Here is an 18,568-nt window from a genome sequence, read left to right as displayed (position 1 = left end):
TTTGTTAATAAAACCTAGGGAAAATGAAGAAATTAAGTGTAAATATCAACAAGATCGCTACCTTAAGAAATGCACGTGGTGGAGATGTTCCTAATGTGCTGGAGGCAGCACAAAATATTGAAAAGTTCGGTGCAGAAGGGATCACGGTTCATCCAAGGCCGGATGAGCGCCACATTCGTTATGCAGATGCAAGGGAATTGAAACCGGTGCTTACTACTGAATTTAATATTGAAGGGAAGCCTATTCAGCAATTCGTAGATCTTGTACTGGAGGTGAAACCCGCTCAGGTTACTCTTGTGCCAGATGCTGAAGACGCGATAACTTCCAATGCAGGCTGGGATACTATTAAGCATCGAGATTATTTACGTGAAGTAATTTCAGAATTTAAAAGTCATGGGATACGTACCTCGATCTTTGTGGATCCAGATCTAAAGATCATTGAAGGTGCTGCTGAAACCGGTACTGATCGTATCGAACTATATACGGAGCAGTTTGCGGTAGATTATTCTAAAGGAGTAGAGAATGCTGCAAAGTCCTACGCTGCCTGTTCAAAGCTGGCTCATGAGCTGAAACTGGGGGTGAATGCCGGGCATGATCTTTCTCTCGATAATATTGAATACTTCAGTAATAACGTACCGCATCTTGATGAGGTATCTATTGGTCATGCATTGATTTCCGAAGCTTTATATATGGGACTTGAGAAAACTATTCAGAAATATTTGAAATTATTGAAATAATATGGAGTTACATTCGATCATACTAGGTAAGGGAAAGCCATTACTTATATTACATGGTTTCTTGGGAATGTCTGATAACTGGAAAACCCTGGGTAAGAAATTTGCCGAAGATGGTTTTCAGGTTCATTTAATCGACCAGAGAAATCATGGAAAGTCTCCGCATAGCGATGAGTTTTCGTACAGTTCTATGGCGCAGGATATAGTGGAATACTGTAAGCAGCATGATCTTAAAGATATATTTCTAATGGGTCATTCTATGGGTGGCAAGACGGCAATGCTTACGGCATGTGAAAATGAGAAACTCGTAAAGAAATTAATCATTGTAGATATTGCGCCTAAATATTATGCGCCACATCATCAACAAATTCTTAAAGGCTTAACGGCTCTGGATAATGCGCAGCTAAGCTCTCGTAGTGATGCTGAAGATTTCTTAGGGGATTATATTAAAGAGCCTGGTGTGAAATTATTTCTTCTGAAGAATCTTTACTGGAAAACTAAAGAGAAGCTTTCGTTACGAATGAATCTTGATGTTTTAAAAGAGAAAATTAATAACCTGGGAGAAGCTTTGTATTCCGGGGCTACTTACAATGGGCCGGTATTATTTATAGATGGAGAGAAGTCTGATTATATCACAGAGGCAGATCATAAGCTCATTAAAGAGCATTTTCCAGAGGCTGAAGTTGCTACAATATCAAAAGCAGATCATTGGGTACATGCTGAGAATATGAAGGATTTTTATATGAGAGTATCCGAATTTCTTTAATTCTACGGGATTTTATTATGTATGCATAATAAATTTAAATGTATTGTTGCATAATATCTAATTTATGCTATTTTTGGCAAGAGCATTTTAAGATATATTAAATATAATCCTACTTAAATTATGAAAAGACTATTTTTACTTAGCCTGTTTATGTTGGCGGCGGCTACAACCTATGCCGGAGGTTACAGGGTAAGTCTACAGGGTCAGCGTGGTCTCGCGATGGGACACACCGGAGTTGCAGTTGTTAATAATGCAGAACTTGCGTTCTTCAACCCGGCCGGACTGGTATTCCTGGAAAACAAGATCAATGCATCTGTTGGTGTAAGTGCCGTATTCTCTGATGTAGTATGGCAAAATGATGAATTTGGGCAGATGGCCAGAACAGATAGCCCTGTGGGAACTCCATTCTACGCTTACTTCTCTTATAAACTGAATGAGAAATTAAGTCTTGGGCTTGCAGCGTATACTCCTTATGGTAGTACTGTAGAGTGGGAAAAAGACTGGCCGGGATCTCACCTGGTAAATGATATCGAACTGGCTGCTATTTATGTGCAGGCGTTAGCTTCATATAAGATCACCGATAACCTTGCAGTTGGTGGTGGTCCAATCTATGTTAGTGGTTCGGTTAATTTTAATAGAAACCTTAATAGAACACTTAGTGATCTGGAAGGAAATCGTTCAAATGTTACCATAGACGCTTCTAATGTTAGTGCATTTGGGTGGTCTGCGGGTGTTATGTGGAGTCCGGTGGATAGTCTAAGAGTTGGAGTAAACTATCGTTCAGAAATTCTTGTGGAAGCTGAAGATGGTGATGCAGATTTCGAGAATGTTCCTAATTCTCCTCTAGCACCATTCAGCGATACTCAATTTGATGCAACATTGCCACTTCCGGCAGAATTGAGCGTTGGAGTTTCTTACCAGTTGAACGAACAGTGGTTATTTGCTTTTGATTACAACCGTACTTTCTGGGGAGTTTACGAATCTCTGGATCTTGATTTCGCAAATCCAAATATTCCGGATTCTGTAAATCCAAGAGAGTATGAAGATTCTTCTAATTACAGATTTGGTTTGCAGTACACTGCGAATGAGACATTTACTTTGAGAGCGGGTTACTATTTCGATGGCTCTCCGGTTCAGGAAGGATTCTTTGCGCCTGAAACTCCAAGAAATGATTCCAACAACTTTACCGGAGGATTGTCTGTGAACATTACAGATAATGTAGCGATTGATGCTGCATTCCTTTACAGTAGATTTAAGGAGATCGACGCTTCTTATGATTCATATACTGAAAATGGACAAAGTGTTCCTTTCGAAGGAACTTATAAGTCAAGTGCATTTGTACCAGGTCTTGGTGTAACTATTAAAATTTAATTAGAAAGATGAAGAACTATTTTAAATATATGGCAATTCTGGCACTGGGAATCGTTTCCTGTGAACCAGAACTAGAAAATTCAATTGAAGACGGAGATTTTTATACGAGCGGTGAGGCAGATTTCTCAAACTATGTAGCTCTGGGAAATTCATTAACTGCAGGTTATGCTGATGGTGCGCTTTATTTAAGCGGTCAGCAAAATTCTTTTCCAAGTATTCTTGCTGAAAAGTTTAGTGCTGTACAGGAGACTGGAGAATTTATTCAACCACTTGTAAACGATAATGCTGGTGGATTGTTATTAGGAGGAAACCAGATCACGGAAAATAGATTTGTACTTGCTGTAGGAGCCAATGGCCCATCACCTGCAAGATATACCGGAGCTCAACCTACTACAGAGGTTAGTAATAAATTTGCTGGACCTGTCAATAATATGGGAGTTCCCGGAGCTAAATCCTATCACCTTGGATCTCCAAACTACGGTAGCGTAGCTGGAGTTGCTGCAGGTACTGCAAATCCATACTTCGCCAGATTTTCAAGTTCTGAAAGTGCTACGGTTCTTCAGGATGCCTTAGCTCAGGATCCTACATTTTTCACGTTATGGATCGGAAATAACGATGTACTTGGATATGCAACATCAGGTGGTGTTGGTGAATACCAGGAAACCGAAACCAATCCCGCTCTTTATGGTGAAGGTGATATCACAAATCCCGTGATCTTTAACGCAGTATATGGTCAATTAGCAAGTTCTTTAGCTGAAACGGCTGATGGTATATTGATCAACATCCCAGATGTAACTTCAGTTCCATATTTTACAACAGTGCCTAACAATGCGCTGGCATTAGACGCTGCAACAGCGACACAGTTGACTCAATATTTCCAGGCAGTATCTGGAGTTTTAACTCAGGTGCTGATTGGTCAGGGTGTTCCTGCTGCTCAGGCTCAGGCTTTGGCAGGTCAGTACGCGATCACTTTTAACGAAGGCCCTAATAGATTTTTGATTGATACTCCGGTAACCCAAACGAATCCTCTGGGATTCCGTCAAATGACTGAAGAAGAATTATTGGTCTTAACGATCGATCAGGGTGCTTTGGCAAGTGGTTATGGATCTGTACAGTTTACTCAGTCAGTAGGTGAAGTAATCGCTATTCTTCAAGCTGGTGGTATGCCAACTGAAGCTCAGGTGAACACCTTATTCGGTGCTGTAAGCGGTATAGATGATAAAGATGTATTGGATAGTGATGAGCTTGCAAACATTAAAGATGCAACTACAAAATTCAACAATTCAATTCAAACGTATGCAGATCAATTTGGTCTTGGATATGTGGATGCAAACGCTTTACTAACTCAATTGGATAATGGTGGAATTACCTTCGATGGTGGAAGTGTTAATTCTGATTTTGTAACAGGCGGAGCTTTTTCACTGGATGGAGTACATCTGACTCCAAGAGGCTATGCGATTGTTGCGAACGCGGTTATCGATGAGATCAATGCTACCTATGGTTCGAATGTACCTAAGGCAAATGTTGGTGCTTATGACACGGTATCCCTAAGTCAGGACGTTCAGTAATACTAAAATTGACATAAATATTGAAGAGACCGGGTTTTGCCCGGTCTTTTTTTTGCAATTTTACCAGCAAATCAATCAATAATAATATGAAATTATTACTAAGACTTTTACTTACAGCTGTGGCTGTGGTCATATTAGCCAAAATCTTACCAGGTGTTTCTGTAGATAGTTACTGGACAGCCATCATCGTTGCAGTAGTCCTTTCACTACTTAACTTTATTGTAAAACCCATACTGGTACTTTTAACTTTGCCTGTTACCATATTAACCCTCGGGTTATTTCTCCTTATCATCAATGCCATTATCATATTTATGGCAGATGGTTTTATTGATGGATTTGATGTAAACGGATGGTTTATGGCTATAATTTTCAGTTTATTGCTTTCCCTGTTTCAGTCGGTACTCTTTTCTATTCTGAAATCAGATTAGATTTAACTGAATTTCAACAAATTGAAAGTTTGCAGACTTTAAGAAAAAGCGTAATTTTGCACTCCAATTTTTATATAAGATCAAAATGAATATTACCAGAGAGAATATTGATGAATTAAACGCGGTAGTAAAAGTTGATATCGCTAAAGAAGATTACGCCGGTAAAGTAGATAAGATTTTAAAAGATTACCGAAAGAATGCCAATATTCCCGGTTTTAGAAAAGGTCATGTACCAATGGGAATGGTTAAAAAACAATATGGACAGGCTGTTTTGGTTGATGAAGTGAACAAGCTTCTTCAGGATAGCCTTAATAAATACCTAACGGAAGAGAAATTGGATGTCCTTGGAAATCCACTTCCGAAGGAACAGGAAAATTTTGACTGGGATCGTGAGAACTATTCTTTTGAATTCGAACTTGGACTTGCTCCAGAATTTGATGTAGATCTTGATCTTAAGGATCCAGTAAGAAAATATAATATCGTTGCCGATGAGAAAATGGTGAACGACCAGGTTGAAAGCATCCAGAAGCAATATGGTAAGCTGAAGACTAAAGATGAAGTAGAAGAAGGAGATACCGTTGCAGGAACCTTCAAGAATGAAGAAGAAGGTATTGAGAACGATACCACTATCGAGCTGGCTGCTATCAAAGGAAAGAGAAATCTTGGGAAATTTGTAGGTGCGAAAGTTGGCGATACCCTTACATTGAAGACAAAAAATCTTTTCGAAGATGAGCAGGCTCTGGTAAATCACCTAAGCATCGATCAGGAAAAAGCTAACGATCTTGATGTTGAAGTAGAATTCACTATTTCTGAAATCAACGAAAGAGAACTAGCAGATCTTGACCAGGAATTATTCGACAAACTTTTCGGTAAGGATAAGGTAACTTCTGTGACTGAATTGAAGGATAAGATCAAGGAGGATGCAGCAAAGCAATTCGAGCAACAGAGCGATCAGCAATTGATGAATGATATTACTGAAAAGCTTATCGAAAATACTAATTTCGAGCTGCCCAAAGAATTCCTTCAGAAGTGGATCCAAACAGTTGGTGAAAAACCATTAACAGATGAGGAAGCGGCTGAAGAATATGAGAAAAGCGAGAAAGGTCTTCGTTACCAGTTGATCGAAGGTAAAGTGGTAAACGATAATAATCTTAGTGTAGATTTCAACGATCTTAAGGCATTTGCTTCAGAAAAGATCAAGGAACAAATGGCTCAATTTGGTCAAATGGATCCTTCAGAAAAAGAACTTGATGATATCGCTGCAAGAATCCTTTCTAACCAGGATGAGGTTAAGAGACTTTCAGAGCAGTTAATGAACGAGAAACTTCTCAAATTTTATAAGGAAAATATGAAATTTGATGAAAAAGAAGTGACTTACGAAGAATTTGTGAAAGCAATCTATAAGTAAGCCTTTTTAGGATATATTAATTATCTTTAAGGCGTTAACTCAACCCGAGTAACGCCTTTTTTGGTTTTATACGGGAAATTGTTTAAGATTAGAAAAATTCAAAAAAATTGATGGACTACGGAAAGGAATTTCAAAAATATGCTGTTTCAGATCATAACATCAACAGCAATTATTACGATAAAATAGTGAGCAGCATGCTTCCTACAGGGATGACTCCTAACATCATTGAAGAGCGACAAATGAATGCCGTAGCAATGGATGTTTTTTCCAGATTGATGATGGATAGAATTATCTTTTTGGGAACCGGAATTAATGAACAGGTAGCGAATATCGTACAGGCTCAGCTTTTATTCTTAGAGAGTACAGATGCCGCTAAAGATATCCAGATATATATCAACTCACCAGGAGGTAGTGTTTATGCTGGATTAGGTATTTATGATACTATGCAATTCATAAAGCCTGATGTAGCGACTATCTGTACGGGAATGGCTGCCAGTATGGGAGCTGTGCTATTATGTGCAGGCGAGGCTGGAAAGAGAAGTGGTTTGCCACATAGTCGTGTAATGATTCACCAGCCAATGGGTGGTGCTCAGGGACAGGCGAGTGACATCGAGATCACTGCCAGAGAGATCGTAACCTTGAAAGAAGAATTATATAAGATCATTGCGAAACATTCAGGACAAACATACGAGAAGATCCATGAGGATAGTGATCGTGATTACTGGATGAAGGCTGAAAGAGCCAAGGAATACGGAATGATTGACGAAGTACTTAAAAGAGAAGCATAATTGTGCGGGACTTCACAGGAAGTCAAAATCTGAAAAATTAAATAATGGCGAAAGAAGATTTAGAATGTTCCTTTTGTGGTAGAAAAAAACCTGAGACCAATTTATTGATAGCAGGCCTTGATGCTCACATCTGTGATAGATGTATCGAGCAGGCTCATGGCATTGTGATCGAAGAGTCGAAACAGGGAGAAGCGAAAGAACTTTCTTCAGATCTTATGCTTAGTAAGCCTAAGAAGATTAAATCCTTTCTGGATGAGTATATCATAGGGCAGGAAGAAACGAAGAAGGTGATGTCTGTTGCGGTTTATAACCACTACAAAAGACTATTACAGCCTGAGAAAAATGATGATGTAGAAATTCAGAAAAGTAATATAGTGATGGTTGGGGAAACCGGTACCGGTAAAACCCTTATGGCCAGAACGATTGCAAAAATGCTGAATGTGCCACTAGCTATCGTAGATGCTACAGTACTTACTGAAGCAGGATATGTAGGTGAGGATGTAGAAGGTATACTTACCAGACTTTTACAGGCAGCCGATTATAATACTGAAAAGGCTCAGCGTGGGATTGTATTTATTGATGAGATCGATAAGATCGCCCGCAAGAGTGATAATCCTTCTATTACCAGAGATGTTTCCGGGGAAGGTGTTCAGCAGGCGTTATTGAAATTGCTGGAAGGAACTACTGTTAATGTCCCGCCTAAAGGTGGTCGTAAGCATCCCGATCAGAAATTTATCGAAGTAGATACTGAGAATATTCTATTTATTGCCGGAGGTGCTTTTGATGGGATCGACAAGATCATTAGCAAGCGTTTGAACATGCAGGCTGTTGGTTTTAGTGCATCAAAAAGTGAAGATAAGATCGAGCGAACCAATCTATTGAAGTATATCATCCCTAAGGATCTAAAGGAATTTGGATTAATACCTGAGATCATTGGTAGATTGCCAGCGCTTACTTATATGAATCCGCTGGATCGCGAGACACTTAGAGCGATTCTTACAGAACCTAAGAACGCCATCATCAAGCAGTATAAGAAACTCTTCGAGATGGATGATATCGAATTTGATATCACTTCAGATGCTCTGGATTATATTGTAAATAAAGCAATAGAATATAAGTTGGGAGCACGAGGATTAAGATCCTTATGCGAAGCTATTTTGACCGATGCTATGTTCGAGATGCCAGAAAGTGATCAGGATCATTTTACGGTAACCAGAGAATATGCTGAAGACAAACTGAATAAATCTACTATGAGCAAGCTTAAAGCAGTTTCATAGTATGATAAATATAAAGAAAAAACCGCCCATTCGGGCGGTTTTTTTATTGTTTGATATTCAAGCTGAACTTTGTAAGTAGGCCTGGTAGCGCTTCTAAATCTAATTTAGCCTGCTTTATAAGGTTGACTTCAGGGTCGAGCCTAAGATTACTTGTATTCAAAAGATCTGCCTTCTCCAACTCTGTGCGTTCGAAAATAGCATTTGTAAAATCTGATCCTTTGAAATAGGCTTCTTTCAGTATCGCCTCAGTGAAATCTACATTTTTAAAGCTACAGTTCTGTGCCTGAAAACCTGGTAATCTGACTTTATAAAAACTGGAATGATCGAAAATGCCGTTCTGTGCTTTGAAATTAAAACCAAACATTTCGCATTGATCAAAAGATACTCCCATCAGTTTGCAGGTATCAAATAAACAGTCCTGAATGGATGTTTTAAAAAGCCTGGAGTTACTTAGATCGATTTGATCAAAGCTGCATTCAATAAAGCGAACATTGGACAGATCTCTATCGGGAAAGCTACAGTTTATAAACTGGCATTGCTCAAATTCGGAATCCAGCAGGTCAATTTTCTGAAATGTGGTGTGTTCGAAAGTTTTGTCGAAAAATACTCGGTTTTCCATAATATGGTTTTACCAGCTTCCACCAGCTCCACCGCCACCAAATCCACCACCGCCGAAGCCGCCACCGAAGCCGCCACCGCCGCCAAAACCTCCACCGGAGCCACCTCCAAAACCACCACCACCACCAAAGCTGCCTCTTCCAAGACTACTTAAAATGATAGCGTCCCACAGGATGCTTCCGCCGTTTCTACGTCCGCCATTACGACCACCGCCACGTTTATTGAACATGGAAATAATTACGATCACGAACAACACAAGGAAGACGATCGCTCTAACTGGGATGCCACCGCCGGTATTGTTATTTTGTGGAACACCTTCGTAGCTGCCAGCGAGAACCTGAAACATGGCATTGGTTCCTTTATCAAGACCAGCATATATATTATTATTTCGAAATTCTGGCAGGATAATTTGTTCTACTATCTCTTTAGACTTTGCATCGGTCATATACCCTTCAACGCCATAGCCCGTGGTGATCCAGATCTTTCGGTCTTTCTCAGCCACCAGAACAAGAAGTCCATTGTCTTCATCCTTTGTCCCAATTCCCCACTCATGTGCCCAATCTGCCGCATACGTACCTATATATTCTCCCTGCAGGCTTTCAATCGTAGCGACTACTATTTGGGTGCTTGTAGTATCGGCATAATTGATAAGCTTTTGCTCCAGGGCTTTTTCTTCAGAAGCATTTAGCATATCTGCTTCATCAAAGACACTGGTTTCAACTGCTGGCTTTGGGGGTATTTCCCGTTGTGCCTGGAGATTGAAGGTGCAAATTAAGACGAGTAAAAGTAGTAGTTGTTTGATAAGTCTAGCCTTTTGAAATTTGATCTGAAAGTTCGTTAGTATCCATCTCATCCCAGGGGAAATGCTTTTGAAGTTCCTCACCAGCCTTTTGCACACCATCGATAAGACCTTTAGCAAAATCTCCTTTTTTAAACTGAGAAACGATCATATCCTTGGTGCTTTCCCAGAAGTTATCTGGAACCACATCATTAATCCCTTTGTCACCATAGATCACAAAATTTCGATCTTCCACAGCAACATAGATGAGGACGCCATTAGCCTGCTTGGTGTTATCCATTTTCAGGGCATGAAAGACTTCCATGGCCCGATCGAAAATATCCAGTTCACCAGCACTTGGTTCGATATGAACACGAATCTCTCCGCTGGTTTTTCTTTCTGCCGTTCTAATGGCATCAACGATCTTCTCTTCCTCTTTTTTGCTTAGGAAAGCTTCTACATCCTTATTCATAAGTCTAAAAATCGAATTCTACGTCTGGTGCATTTTCAGCTCCGGCATCTGCTTGGAAGCGCTCCATTTTTTCAAAACCGAACATCCCTGCAAACAGCGTATTCGGGAAAGTTCTTATGTAGGTATTAAAGTCGGTTACCGCAGCATTGTAACGGTCTCTCGCAACATTGATCCGGTTCTCTGTTCCTTCCAGTTGCGATTGTAATTGTAAGAAGTTTTGGTTTGCCTTTAGTTCAGGATACCTTTCAACGGTTACCAGTAATCTTGATAATGCTGAAGTAACTCCTTGTTGAGCCTGCTGGAATTGTTCAATTTGTGCAGCACTAAGATTCTCAGCATCAACATTTACTGAAGTAGCTTTGGATCTAGCTTCGATAACTTCCTTCAAAGTACCTCTTTCAAAGTCTGCAGCACCTTCTACAGTTTTAACCAGATTACCAATAAGATCATTTCTTCTCTGGTAACTGCTTTCTACATTAGACCAGGCTAGTTTAGCATTTTCTTCTTTGGTAACAGCCGTGTTATTGAATCCGGCAGTTACTTGCCATACTACTATTACAAGGACTACTATGATTGCTATTGGAAGCCACTTTTTCATGTTATAATTGGTTTTTTAGGTTAACTAGTTCAGCTTTTATTGTTTCTAATTTTCGAATAATATCGAAGTTGCTTAGTGTTTTATTTTTTTCTTCCTTAAGGTGGATTTTAGCACCTTCCAGCGTGAAACCTCGTTCTTTTACCAGGTGATAAATAAGTTCAAGATTTTTAATGTCTTCAGGGGTAAATTTACGATTTCCCTTGGCATTTTTCTTCGGTTTAATGGCATCAAATTCTTTTTCCCAGAATCTAATCAGGGACGTGTTGACGTTGAATGCCTTGGCAACTTCACCAATACCATAATAACGTTTTTCAGGAAGTTCGATATGCATTAATCCAGGGATTGATTTTCACGTTGAGCTCTTTCCAGTACTTCGCCAAATTCTTCAGGAGATAAATTTCCGTAGTAAAAATTAATAGGATTGATCCTGTCTTCATCTTTGAAGATCTCGTAATGTAAATGTGGCGCTTCAGATCTTCCGGTGCTGCCTACAAAACCAATCACATCACCTCTTTTTACAGTTTGTCCCCGGCGAACGTTGTATTTATATAAATGCGCGTAAAGACTGGTATAGCCATAGCCGTGATCTATTCTTATATGGTTTCCATACCCTGTAGACCTGCTATCTGCCCTTACAACCTTGCCGTCGCCAGTAGCATATACGGGAGTTCCTCTTGGAGCGGTAAAGTCCATGCCATAATGAAATTTTCTAACCTTGGTGAAGGGGTCATTTCTCCAGCCGTAACCTGAAGCGATCCTGCTTAGATCCTGGTTCTTGACCGGTTGAATAGCCGGGATAGCTTCCAGTAATTCACCTTTTTCTCTGGCAAGTTCAGCGATCTCATCCAGAGATTTTGATTGAACCACAAGTCTTTTGGTAAGGATATCCATCCTTTTTGTGGTTTCGGTAATAAGCTTACTGTTGTCAAATCCTTCCAGATCTTTATATCTGTTAATCCCACCAAAACCTGCTTTACGCTGTTCTTCGGGAATTGGATTGGCTTCAAAGTAGAGTCTGTAGATATTGTTGTCGCGATCTTCAATATTAGCCATGACGTCCTGGATCTGGTCCATCTTTTTATTCAGTAGACCATATTGCAACTGCATGTTGTGTAATTCACGCTTTAATGCTTTTTCCTTCGGAGTTTCAATTTGAGGAATATTGAGATAAATGACGAGTAAAATAAAGCCGGCCAGAAAAGATCCGGTAATACTTAGAAGTGCGATACCTAGTCTTTTCCCTTTTTTCTTTTCAATTTTCTGATAAGAAAGGGTCTCGCTATCGTAATAATATTTAACCTTCGACATGAGTTAAAATTATGCTATTTTTGCCATTCGAAAACGGCTCGAATACCGTGTTATATCGTACGGTAAACGAACAAATATATGAATTGTTTTGCCGTCTTCATAATTTAATGAAATTTGCAACAAATTAGCCAAATGAAGTCACAGGAGATACGCCAGCAATTTCTGGAATTTTTCAAATCAAAAGCTCATAGTATAGTTCCCTCCGCGCCAATGGTGATCAAGGACGATCCAACACTTATGTTCACCAATGCGGGAATGAACCAGTTCAAAGAATTTTTCCTGGGTAATTCAGAACCTAAGAACAGCAGGCTTACCGATACTCAAAAATGTCTTCGGGTAAGTGGAAAGCACAATGATCTGGAGGAAGTAGGGCATGATACTTATCATCACACTATGTTCGAGATGCTGGGTAACTGGAGTTTTGGTGACTACTTTAAAAAGGAGGCGATCAACTGGGCATGGGAACTGCTTACAGAGGTTTATAAGATAGATCCTGAAATGCTATATGTTTCAGTTTTTGAAGGTAGTGAAGATGCAGATCAACTGGGTCTGGATACTGAAGCACTGGAACTTTGGAAAAAGATAGTTCCAGAGGAGCGTATCATCTTCGGAAATAAAAAAGATAATTTCTGGGAAATGGGAGACCAGGGGCCGTGTGGTCCTTGTTCTGAAATTCATATCGATATAAGATCTGAAGAAGAGAAAGCTAAAACTGCTGGAAGAGATCTTGTAAACATGGATCATCCTCAGGTAGTAGAGATCTGGAACCTGGTTTTTATGCAATATAATCGGAAAGCCAATGGCTCTTTGGAAGATCTTCCTGCCAGGCATATCGATACCGGGATGGGCTTCGAACGTTTGTGTATGGTATTACAGGATAAGAAATCCAACTATGATACAGATGTTTTCACTCCGCTAATTAATGAGATTGAGAAGATTACTAAATCTACTTACGGCCCTTCAGAACACAAAAATATTGCTATGCGTGTGATTGCAGATCACGTTAGAGCGGTATCATTTTCAATTGCAGACGGGCAATTACCTAGCAACACTGGAGCTGGTTACGTGATAAGAAGAATCTTGAGAAGAGCAATTCGTTACGGCTTTACTTTTCTTGATACCAAAGAGGCTTTTATCTATAAACTGGTGCCGGTATTGAGCAAGCAGATGGGCGCTACTTTTCCTGAAATGACGTCTCAACAAACACTTATCGAAAATGTGATTAGGGAAGAAGAGCAGTCGTTTCTAAGAACTCTAGATCAGGGATTAGTACTTCTGGAGAATCTAATGCAGAATTCGGAGTCCAAAACAATTTCCGGAGAGAAGGCATTTGAGTTATATGATACCTTTGGATTCCCAATCGATCTCACCGGACTCATTTTACGTGAGAATGGGTATGAGCTGGATGAAAAGGGTTTTGAAGCAGAACTAAAAAAACAGAAAGATAGATCAAGAGCGGCTACACAGGTTAGTGCAGGAGACTGGACCGAGATCAAAGCGATAAATGAGCAAGCCTTCATAGGTTATGATCAGCTTGAGTCAAGTGCATATATTTCGAGATATCGAAAAGTAGACTCTAAGAAAAAGGGAGAAATGTACCAGCTTGTACTGGATCAAACTCCTTTCTATCCGGAAGGTGGAGGACAGGTTGGAGACAAGGGAGTGTTGATGACTGCAGATGGTGAAGCGATCAAGGTCGTGGACACTAAAAAGGAAAATAATTTGATCATCCACTTTACTAAGAAATTACCTGCCAATCCTGAGGCAGAGATCAAAGCAATTGTAAATAATAGAGAGCGTGCAAATACTGCAGGGAACCATACGGCAACTCACTTGTTGCATCAGGCTCTTAGAAGTATACTGGGTACTCATGTAGAACAGAAAGGTTCTATGGTGAATGGAGGATACTTAAGATTCGATTTTTCACATTTTAGTAAGCTTACTCCAGAGGAGATCGAAAAGGTTGAAAATTTTGTAAATGCACGTATTCGTGAGAACTTAAAATTGGAAGAGCAGCGTAATACCAGTTATGAGTCTGCCCTTGAACAGGGAGCTATTGCATTATTTGGAGAAAAATACGGTGATTCCGTAAGAGCCATCAAATTTGGTGATTCTATGGAACTTTGTGGAGGAACGCATGTTTCGCATACTTCAGATATATGGTATTTCAAAATTACCGGGGAAGCCGCTGTAGCTTCAGGAATTCGTAGAATCGAGGCAATTACCGGGGAGGCTGCCATGCAGTATTTTCAGGAACAGGCATCAACGCTGAGCGAGATCAAAAATGGTTTGAAAAATTCCAATGATCCTGTGAAAGCGATCCAGAATCTTCAAGAGGAAAATAATGATCTTAAGAAACAGGTGGAGAGTCTTTTAAGGGATAAAGCGAAAGCTCTTAAAACTGAATTAAGATCTGAGGTTGAAAATATTAAAGGGGTCAACTTTTTAGCAAAAAAGGTAGACCTGGACGCAAATGGAATTAAAGATCTGGCATACCAGCTAGACGAGGAGTTCGATGACCTTTATATACTATTTGCAACAGAGCAAAATGGTAAAGCGCTTCTGTCCTGTTATATTTCTAAAGGGCTTGTAGAAAAATCTGATCTAAATGCCGGGCAGATCGTTCGCGAATTAGGCAAGTATATTCAAGGAGGCGGAGGAGGCCAGGCTTTCTTTGCTACTGCTGGAGGTAAAAAACCTGAAGGAATAGACGAAGCCCTTCAGCATGCTAAAGACTACTTAAATACATAGTAAGAATCCCGACCTCTCGTCGGGATTTTTTATTTTTATAAGATGCAGTTTAGAACTATTGTGCCCGTTGATCCGTCTCCCTGGAAAATCGATCATAAAACCAGGATCATGTTAATGGGTTCCTGTTTCGTGGAGAATATTGGTAGTAAGCTTGAATATTCAAAGTTCCCGGTCTTACAGAATCCCTTCGGAATTATCTTTCATCCTATTGCGATGGAAAGACTCTTTAAGCGTATAGCTTCCAGAAACTTATTTGCAGAAAGTGATCTACTACTGAAGAATGACCAGTACTTAAGTCTGGAAACGCATTCTATGATGAATAGGAGTAATGCCGAAGAATGTGTTCTAAATCTGAACGAGTCGCTGGAAGCATCCTATGATTTTATACGTGAGGCAGATGTTTTAGTGTTGAGCCTGGGAACAGCCTGGGGTTATGAACACGAAAGCCTGGACAACGTTGCTGCAAATTGTCATAAGATTCCGCAGAAAGAATTTGAGAAAAAGTTGTCCTCCATCGATGAGATCACAGATTCCTTAAAAACAATTGGTAAATCTCTGCGGGAGATCAATAATGATATAAAGATTCTTTACACGCTTTCACCGGTAAGACACTGGAAGGATGGAGTAGTGCAAAATCAGCAGAGTAAAGCTCATTTGCATACTTCTATACAGGAAGTGGTTGACGTCGATTCGGAATCTTATTATTTCCCATCCTATGAAATTTTACTGGACGAACTACGAGATTATCGATTCTACGCTAATGACATGTTGCATCCCAGTGAGGTCGCAATTAGCTATATCTGGAACAGGTTTTCTGAAGCCTATTTTAATGAAAGTACGAAGCAATTAAACACTGAAATCGACAAAGTGCAGAAATCGCTTGCTCATCGACCTCTAGCAGAAAACTCACTTCATCATAAGAAATTTCTTACGAAACTACAAGCTAAAATCGGGGAAATTCAACAAAAACACCCTCAAATAACGTTTTCTTAGGCTGCGCTGTCATTGAGTTTATCGCTTTTTCAAGTTATGATAATCCAATTTTAACGTTTAATTCTAATTTATTTGTAAATTTACAAGGCAGGTTCGTTATAGTTCACGTCTGGAAATTATTTAAGCATTGCTCAAGTAATCAGATAATTATAAGAACTTGTTTTCTAAAATTTGTTGGGGTAGATTTTAGAGTTTACAAAAGGACGGGTGGGGCCGTCCTTTTGTTTTTTTACTTCTCAACTTTAACTTTCTTTAGTATTCTTCACGTAATTTCACCAGTCTATTTTTTATACTTTGCTCTTTTATAGATCTTAGCTTATGAAGAACTTTCTAATAGTAATCCTTTTTGCTGTCCTGTGTATATTTGGTTATCTATACTGGGAAGAACGCAATGATGAGAAAGAAAGTCTTCAGCAACATACTGCGCTTATCCAGGAACAGATCAGGAATGTTGGTAAGCTCGTGGTCACTGAAGGAACCTTCTCGCAAGTGTTCACCTATAAGAACTCGAAAAGCTTCTATTTCGATGTACTTTCAGCAAGGAAAAAAGCCTTGATTATCGTAAATGCTGATGTTAGCGTAGCTTATGATTTAAGTAAACTTGATGTCGAGATCGATGAAGAGAATAAACGAGTCATCATACATAGTATCCCCCAGGAGGAAATCAAGATAAACCCTAATATCAAATACTATGATGTCACTCAGGATTATCTTAATCAATTCGAAGCTGAAGATTACAATAAGATAAAAACCAGGGTAGAGAAGGGTTTGCGAGAGAAGATCGAAAAATCCCGACTTAAAACCAATGCAAAAAACCGACTCATAAGTGAGCTCCAAAAGATCTATATTCTAACGAACTCAATGGGATGGTCACTGGAATACCAGGACCAGGTTATTGAAGATAATAAGAAGCTCGAAAGAATAAAACTTTAAGGACTAACCAGTTTTGTTTCGGTCATTGCCATGCCATCCTCGATCAAATGAGAAATCTCAGGTCTTCGCTTCTTAAGTTCCAGAAGATAAGCTTTGACATCATCTGCCAGACTTTGATCAACATCAACAGCAAGTTCATATATCTCTATTGGCAGTAACCAATCATTTTTATGATGCTTTTTCAGAATATCAAAAGCAGCGTTTAATGAGAACTTTGTATTCTCCCCGTGGCGAATGTTCGAAACCGACTTATATAAGGACTCCAGTTCTTCACGCTCAGGTGTTCGTTGACTTTTAATCGTTGTGCTGGTTGGTTTATGTGTTATAAGATCAAAAGAATAATGATCTGCAGGTCCTGCGAAGGCAGAAATAACCTCTTTTCCAACCGCCATATCATATCGTCCCCAATCTGGTTGAAATAAAATTTCATCTCCATGAGTAACTGTACAATCCTCGAAACTAATAATGATGATTTTGCCCTGTAGATTCCTGGTTCCTGTAATGATCGAACCTTCCACCTTGATGCCGCCTTCAAATTCAAGACTTACTCTTTCGCCTTCGTAGATCGCATAAGCCCTAAGATCACGCGGACTCATATCCTCAATAGCGAGATTGATACCTTTAAGTTTTCCAATAGGAGATCCAAATCCTTCTGGGTGAGAAGATGTACCATGTCCAACAAGCTCTTTTTCGCGGTAAGAAAGTGCTGTTTTCCCGGTGGTTTGAATATAGATTGGTCGATCTTCATGTTCCAGAACTCTGCTAAAATTCCCAGATACCTGGATGCCGGTCGTAAACTCTATAGTTCCAAGATTTTTAGAATCAATTAATTTTTTTATTCCTTCAAGTCCACCACGTCTAAGCGCCATCTTATTCGCAAACTCTTCTAATACCAGGCTAAGATGCGCAAAGTCCGGAGTCACATAGAGTTGTGGTTGAGGTTTAGTGATATCAAACTCCTGTTTTGCAGCATCGATAGTGTAAGGAATCTTCTTTACTTTACTGGTCATACAGGATTTACTTTCTCCAATAGAGGAAAGCAAGCCTGCCCCATAGATCTTAGGATCTTCAGGAGTGCCAATCAAACCGTATTCCACCGTCCACCAGTGTAAATTTCTAATCTGCGACATTTCGCTGGGATTCACCTTTTTATTCTGAAGATCCTCCACTCGTTTTTCAACAGCGATGATCTCTTCTTCGGAAGTGTTTTCAGCTTCCTTTAAGATCGATAATTCACGAATAGCTTCGTAAACTTCAAAATCATGAGAGCTGGAGATTGCTTTACATCCAATTTCACCAAACCTTCTCAGGTATTCAGCATATTCGGGATTGGCAATGATGGGCGCATGTCCTGCACCTTCATGAATAATATCTGGCGCTGGGGTATACTCAAGATGTTCGAGCTGGCGAATATCACTGGCAATCACTAGAACATTGTAGGCCTGAAATTCCATAAAAGCTGCTGGAGGAATAAAACCATCTACAGCAACTGCCGCCCAGCCTATTTCCTCAAGGATTCTGTTCATTCCATACATATTCGGAATACTGTCTATGGAAATCCCTGTTTTCTTGAGTCCGTCAAGATAGGATCTATGGGCAACCTTACTCAGGTAATCCACATTCTTACGCATCACATATCGCCAAACCGCCTGATTAATAGGGGTATAATCCTCATAATTTTGTGGCTTTATATATTGCTGAAGATGGGCAGGTAACCTGTCCAGAATTTCGTTAGATTGAATATTATCGAGCATGATCTTCCTTTACTAAAACGTTT

The 18,568-nt window shown here is 39.7% G+C and carries 18 protein-coding genes; 11 read left to right on the top strand and 7 right to left on the bottom strand.

Going from position 1 to position 18,568, the window contains the following annotated elements:
- Positions 1 to 23 precede the first annotated feature (23 nt).
- The 8 genes from T8I65_RS13495 (at position 24) to clpX (ending at position 8,340) form a co-directional block, all read left to right on the top strand.
- Positions 24 to 737 carry a pyridoxine 5'-phosphate synthase gene (locus tag T8I65_RS13495; RefSeq protein ID WP_322301089.1) on the top strand — a complete coding sequence of 238 codons (714 nt, stop codon included), beginning with the start codon at positions 24 to 26 and terminating at the stop codon, positions 735 to 737.
- 1 nt (position 738) lies between these two features.
- A complete protein-coding gene (locus T8I65_RS13490) occupies positions 739 to 1,500 on the top strand; it encodes an alpha/beta fold hydrolase (RefSeq protein ID WP_322301088.1) in 762 nt (253 codons plus the stop codon).
- Positions 1,501 to 1,620: 120 nt separating this feature from the next.
- Positions 1,621 to 2,871 carry an OmpP1/FadL family transporter gene (locus tag T8I65_RS13485; protein ID WP_322301087.1) on the top strand — a complete coding sequence of 417 codons (1,251 nt, stop codon included), beginning with the start codon at positions 1,621 to 1,623 and terminating at the stop codon, positions 2,869 to 2,871.
- An 8-nt stretch (positions 2,872 to 2,879) separates the two neighbouring features.
- Entirely contained in the window at positions 2,880 to 4,439 is a 1,560-nt protein-coding gene (locus tag T8I65_RS13480) for a G-D-S-L family lipolytic protein (protein WP_322301086.1), read from the top strand.
- An 86-nt stretch (positions 4,440 to 4,525) separates the two neighbouring features.
- The gene (locus T8I65_RS13475; RefSeq protein WP_322301085.1) at positions 4,526 to 4,867 is read left to right on the top strand and encodes a phage holin family protein; all 342 of its coding nucleotides are present in this window, start codon (positions 4,526 to 4,528) and stop codon (positions 4,865 to 4,867) included.
- Between the two features lie 85 nt (positions 4,868 to 4,952).
- Positions 4,953 to 6,275 carry a trigger factor gene (gene tig / locus T8I65_RS13470; protein ID WP_322301084.1) on the top strand — a complete coding sequence of 441 codons (1,323 nt, stop codon included), beginning with the start codon at positions 4,953 to 4,955 and terminating at the stop codon, positions 6,273 to 6,275.
- A gap of 110 nt (positions 6,276 to 6,385) precedes the next feature.
- A complete protein-coding gene (gene clpP, locus T8I65_RS13465; protein ID WP_322301083.1) occupies positions 6,386 to 7,063 on the top strand; it encodes an ATP-dependent Clp endopeptidase proteolytic subunit ClpP in 678 nt (225 codons plus the stop codon).
- 44 nt (positions 7,064 to 7,107) lie between these two features.
- Positions 7,108 to 8,340 carry an ATP-dependent Clp protease ATP-binding subunit ClpX gene (gene clpX, locus T8I65_RS13460; protein ID WP_141878722.1) on the top strand — a complete coding sequence of 411 codons (1,233 nt, stop codon included), beginning with the start codon at positions 7,108 to 7,110 and terminating at the stop codon, positions 8,338 to 8,340.
- Positions 8,341 to 8,383: 43 nt separating this feature from the next.
- Here clpX and T8I65_RS13455 read toward each other — a convergent pair whose 3' ends face one another.
- From T8I65_RS13455 to T8I65_RS13430, 6 genes are read right to left on the bottom strand one after another with little or no spacing between them, the layout of a single operon-like run.
- Positions 8,384 to 8,959: a pentapeptide repeat-containing protein gene (locus T8I65_RS13455; protein WP_322301082.1), complete on the bottom strand. Its 576-nt coding sequence runs from the start codon at positions 8,957 to 8,959 to the stop codon at positions 8,384 to 8,386.
- Between the two features lie 9 nt (positions 8,960 to 8,968).
- Positions 8,969 to 9,811 (bottom strand): TPM domain-containing protein, encoded by an 843-nt coding sequence (locus T8I65_RS13450; RefSeq protein ID WP_322301081.1) that lies wholly within the window; start codon positions 9,809 to 9,811, stop codon positions 8,969 to 8,971.
- On the bottom strand, positions 9,765 to 10,208 hold the full coding sequence (locus tag T8I65_RS13445; protein WP_322301080.1) for a TPM domain-containing protein: 444 nt from the start codon (positions 10,206 to 10,208) through the stop codon (positions 9,765 to 9,767). The genes T8I65_RS13450 and T8I65_RS13445 overlap by 47 nt, the downstream gene beginning before the upstream one ends.
- Positions 10,209 to 10,212: 4 nt before the next feature.
- Complete coding sequence (locus tag T8I65_RS13440) at positions 10,213 to 10,806, bottom strand: LemA family protein (RefSeq protein WP_322301079.1); 594 nt, start codon at positions 10,804 to 10,806, stop codon at positions 10,213 to 10,215.
- 1 nt (position 10,807) lies between these two features.
- Entirely contained in the window at positions 10,808 to 11,137 is a 330-nt protein-coding gene (locus tag T8I65_RS13435; protein WP_026914189.1) for a MerR family transcriptional regulator, read from the bottom strand.
- Positions 11,137 to 12,114, bottom strand: coding sequence for a M23 family metallopeptidase (locus tag T8I65_RS13430; RefSeq protein WP_298246178.1), 978 nt, complete (start codon positions 12,112 to 12,114; stop codon positions 11,137 to 11,139). Before T8I65_RS13430 ends, T8I65_RS13435 begins: the two co-directional genes overlap by 1 nt.
- 132 nt (positions 12,115 to 12,246) lie before the next feature.
- Here T8I65_RS13430 and alaS point away from each other — a divergent pair, with 132 nt between their 5' ends.
- From alaS to T8I65_RS13415, 3 genes are all read left to right on the top strand, one after another.
- Entirely contained in the window at positions 12,247 to 14,865 is a 2,619-nt protein-coding gene (gene alaS / locus T8I65_RS13425; RefSeq protein WP_322301078.1) for an alanine--tRNA ligase, read from the top strand.
- A gap of 42 nt (positions 14,866 to 14,907) precedes the next feature.
- The gene (locus T8I65_RS13420; protein WP_322301077.1) at positions 14,908 to 15,858 is read left to right on the top strand and encodes a GSCFA domain-containing protein; all 951 of its coding nucleotides are present in this window, start codon (positions 14,908 to 14,910) and stop codon (positions 15,856 to 15,858) included.
- A 318-nt stretch (positions 15,859 to 16,176) separates the two neighbouring features.
- On the top strand, positions 16,177 to 16,791 hold the full coding sequence (locus tag T8I65_RS13415) for a DUF4230 domain-containing protein (protein ID WP_322301076.1): 615 nt from the start codon (positions 16,177 to 16,179) through the stop codon (positions 16,789 to 16,791).
- On the opposite strand, the gene T8I65_RS13410 is transcribed toward T8I65_RS13415, so the two are convergent.
- Entirely contained in the window at positions 16,788 to 18,545 is a 1,758-nt protein-coding gene (locus T8I65_RS13410) for an aromatic amino acid hydroxylase (RefSeq protein WP_322301075.1), read from the bottom strand. The genes T8I65_RS13415 and T8I65_RS13410 overlap by 4 nt on opposite strands.
- Positions 18,546 to 18,568 lie beyond the last annotated feature (23 nt).

This window comes from Christiangramia sp. OXR-203, assembly GCF_034372165.1.
In the GTDB taxonomy this organism is placed as follows: domain Bacteria; phylum Bacteroidota; class Bacteroidia; order Flavobacteriales; family Flavobacteriaceae; genus Christiangramia.
Note: the sequence above shows the minus strand (reverse complement) of the source record. Positions and strands in the feature narration are given on the sequence as shown.

Bases quoted from the DNA above. Each gene is read 5' to 3' on its own strand.
- T8I65_RS13420 (WP_322301077.1), top strand. From the start codon at position 14,908: ATGCAGTTTAGAACTATTGTGCCCGTTGATCCGTCTCCCTGGAAAATC.
- alaS (WP_322301078.1), top strand. From the start codon at position 12,247: ATGAAGTCACAGGAGATACGCCAGCAATTTCTGGAATTTTTCAAATCA.
- clpX (WP_141878722.1), top strand. From the start codon at position 7,108: ATGGCGAAAGAAGATTTAGAATGTTCCTTTTGTGGTAGAAAAAAACCT.
- T8I65_RS13445 (WP_322301080.1), bottom strand. From the start codon at position 10,208: ATGAATAAGGATGTAGAAGCTTTCCTAAGCAAAAAAGAGGAAGAGAAG.
- T8I65_RS13430 (WP_298246178.1), bottom strand. From the start codon at position 12,114: ATGTCGAAGGTTAAATATTATTACGATAGCGAGACCCTTTCTTATCAG.
- T8I65_RS13415 (WP_322301076.1), top strand. From the start codon at position 16,177: ATGAAGAACTTTCTAATAGTAATCCTTTTTGCTGTCCTGTGTATATTT.
- T8I65_RS13410 (WP_322301075.1), bottom strand. From the start codon at position 18,545: ATGCTCGATAATATTCAATCTAACGAAATTCTGGACAGGTTACCTGCC.
- T8I65_RS13455 (WP_322301082.1), bottom strand. From the start codon at position 8,959: ATGGAAAACCGAGTATTTTTCGACAAAACTTTCGAACACACCACATTT.
- T8I65_RS13480 (WP_322301086.1), top strand. From the start codon at position 2,880: ATGAAGAACTATTTTAAATATATGGCAATTCTGGCACTGGGAATCGTT.
- clpP (WP_322301083.1), top strand. From the start codon at position 6,386: ATGGACTACGGAAAGGAATTTCAAAAATATGCTGTTTCAGATCATAAC.
- T8I65_RS13490 (WP_322301088.1), top strand. From the start codon at position 739: ATGGAGTTACATTCGATCATACTAGGTAAGGGAAAGCCATTACTTATA.
- T8I65_RS13450 (WP_322301081.1), bottom strand. From the start codon at position 9,811: ATGAGATGGATACTAACGAACTTTCAGATCAAATTTCAAAAGGCTAGA.
- T8I65_RS13475 (WP_322301085.1), top strand. From the start codon at position 4,526: ATGAAATTATTACTAAGACTTTTACTTACAGCTGTGGCTGTGGTCATA.
- T8I65_RS13495 (WP_322301089.1), top strand. From the start codon at position 24: ATGAAGAAATTAAGTGTAAATATCAACAAGATCGCTACCTTAAGAAAT.
- tig (WP_322301084.1), top strand. From the start codon at position 4,953: ATGAATATTACCAGAGAGAATATTGATGAATTAAACGCGGTAGTAAAA.
- T8I65_RS13435 (WP_026914189.1), bottom strand. From the start codon at position 11,137: ATGCATATCGAACTTCCTGAAAAACGTTATTATGGTATTGGTGAAGTT.
- T8I65_RS13485 (WP_322301087.1), top strand. From the start codon at position 1,621: ATGAAAAGACTATTTTTACTTAGCCTGTTTATGTTGGCGGCGGCTACA.
- T8I65_RS13440 (WP_322301079.1), bottom strand. From the start codon at position 10,806: ATGAAAAAGTGGCTTCCAATAGCAATCATAGTAGTCCTTGTAATAGTA.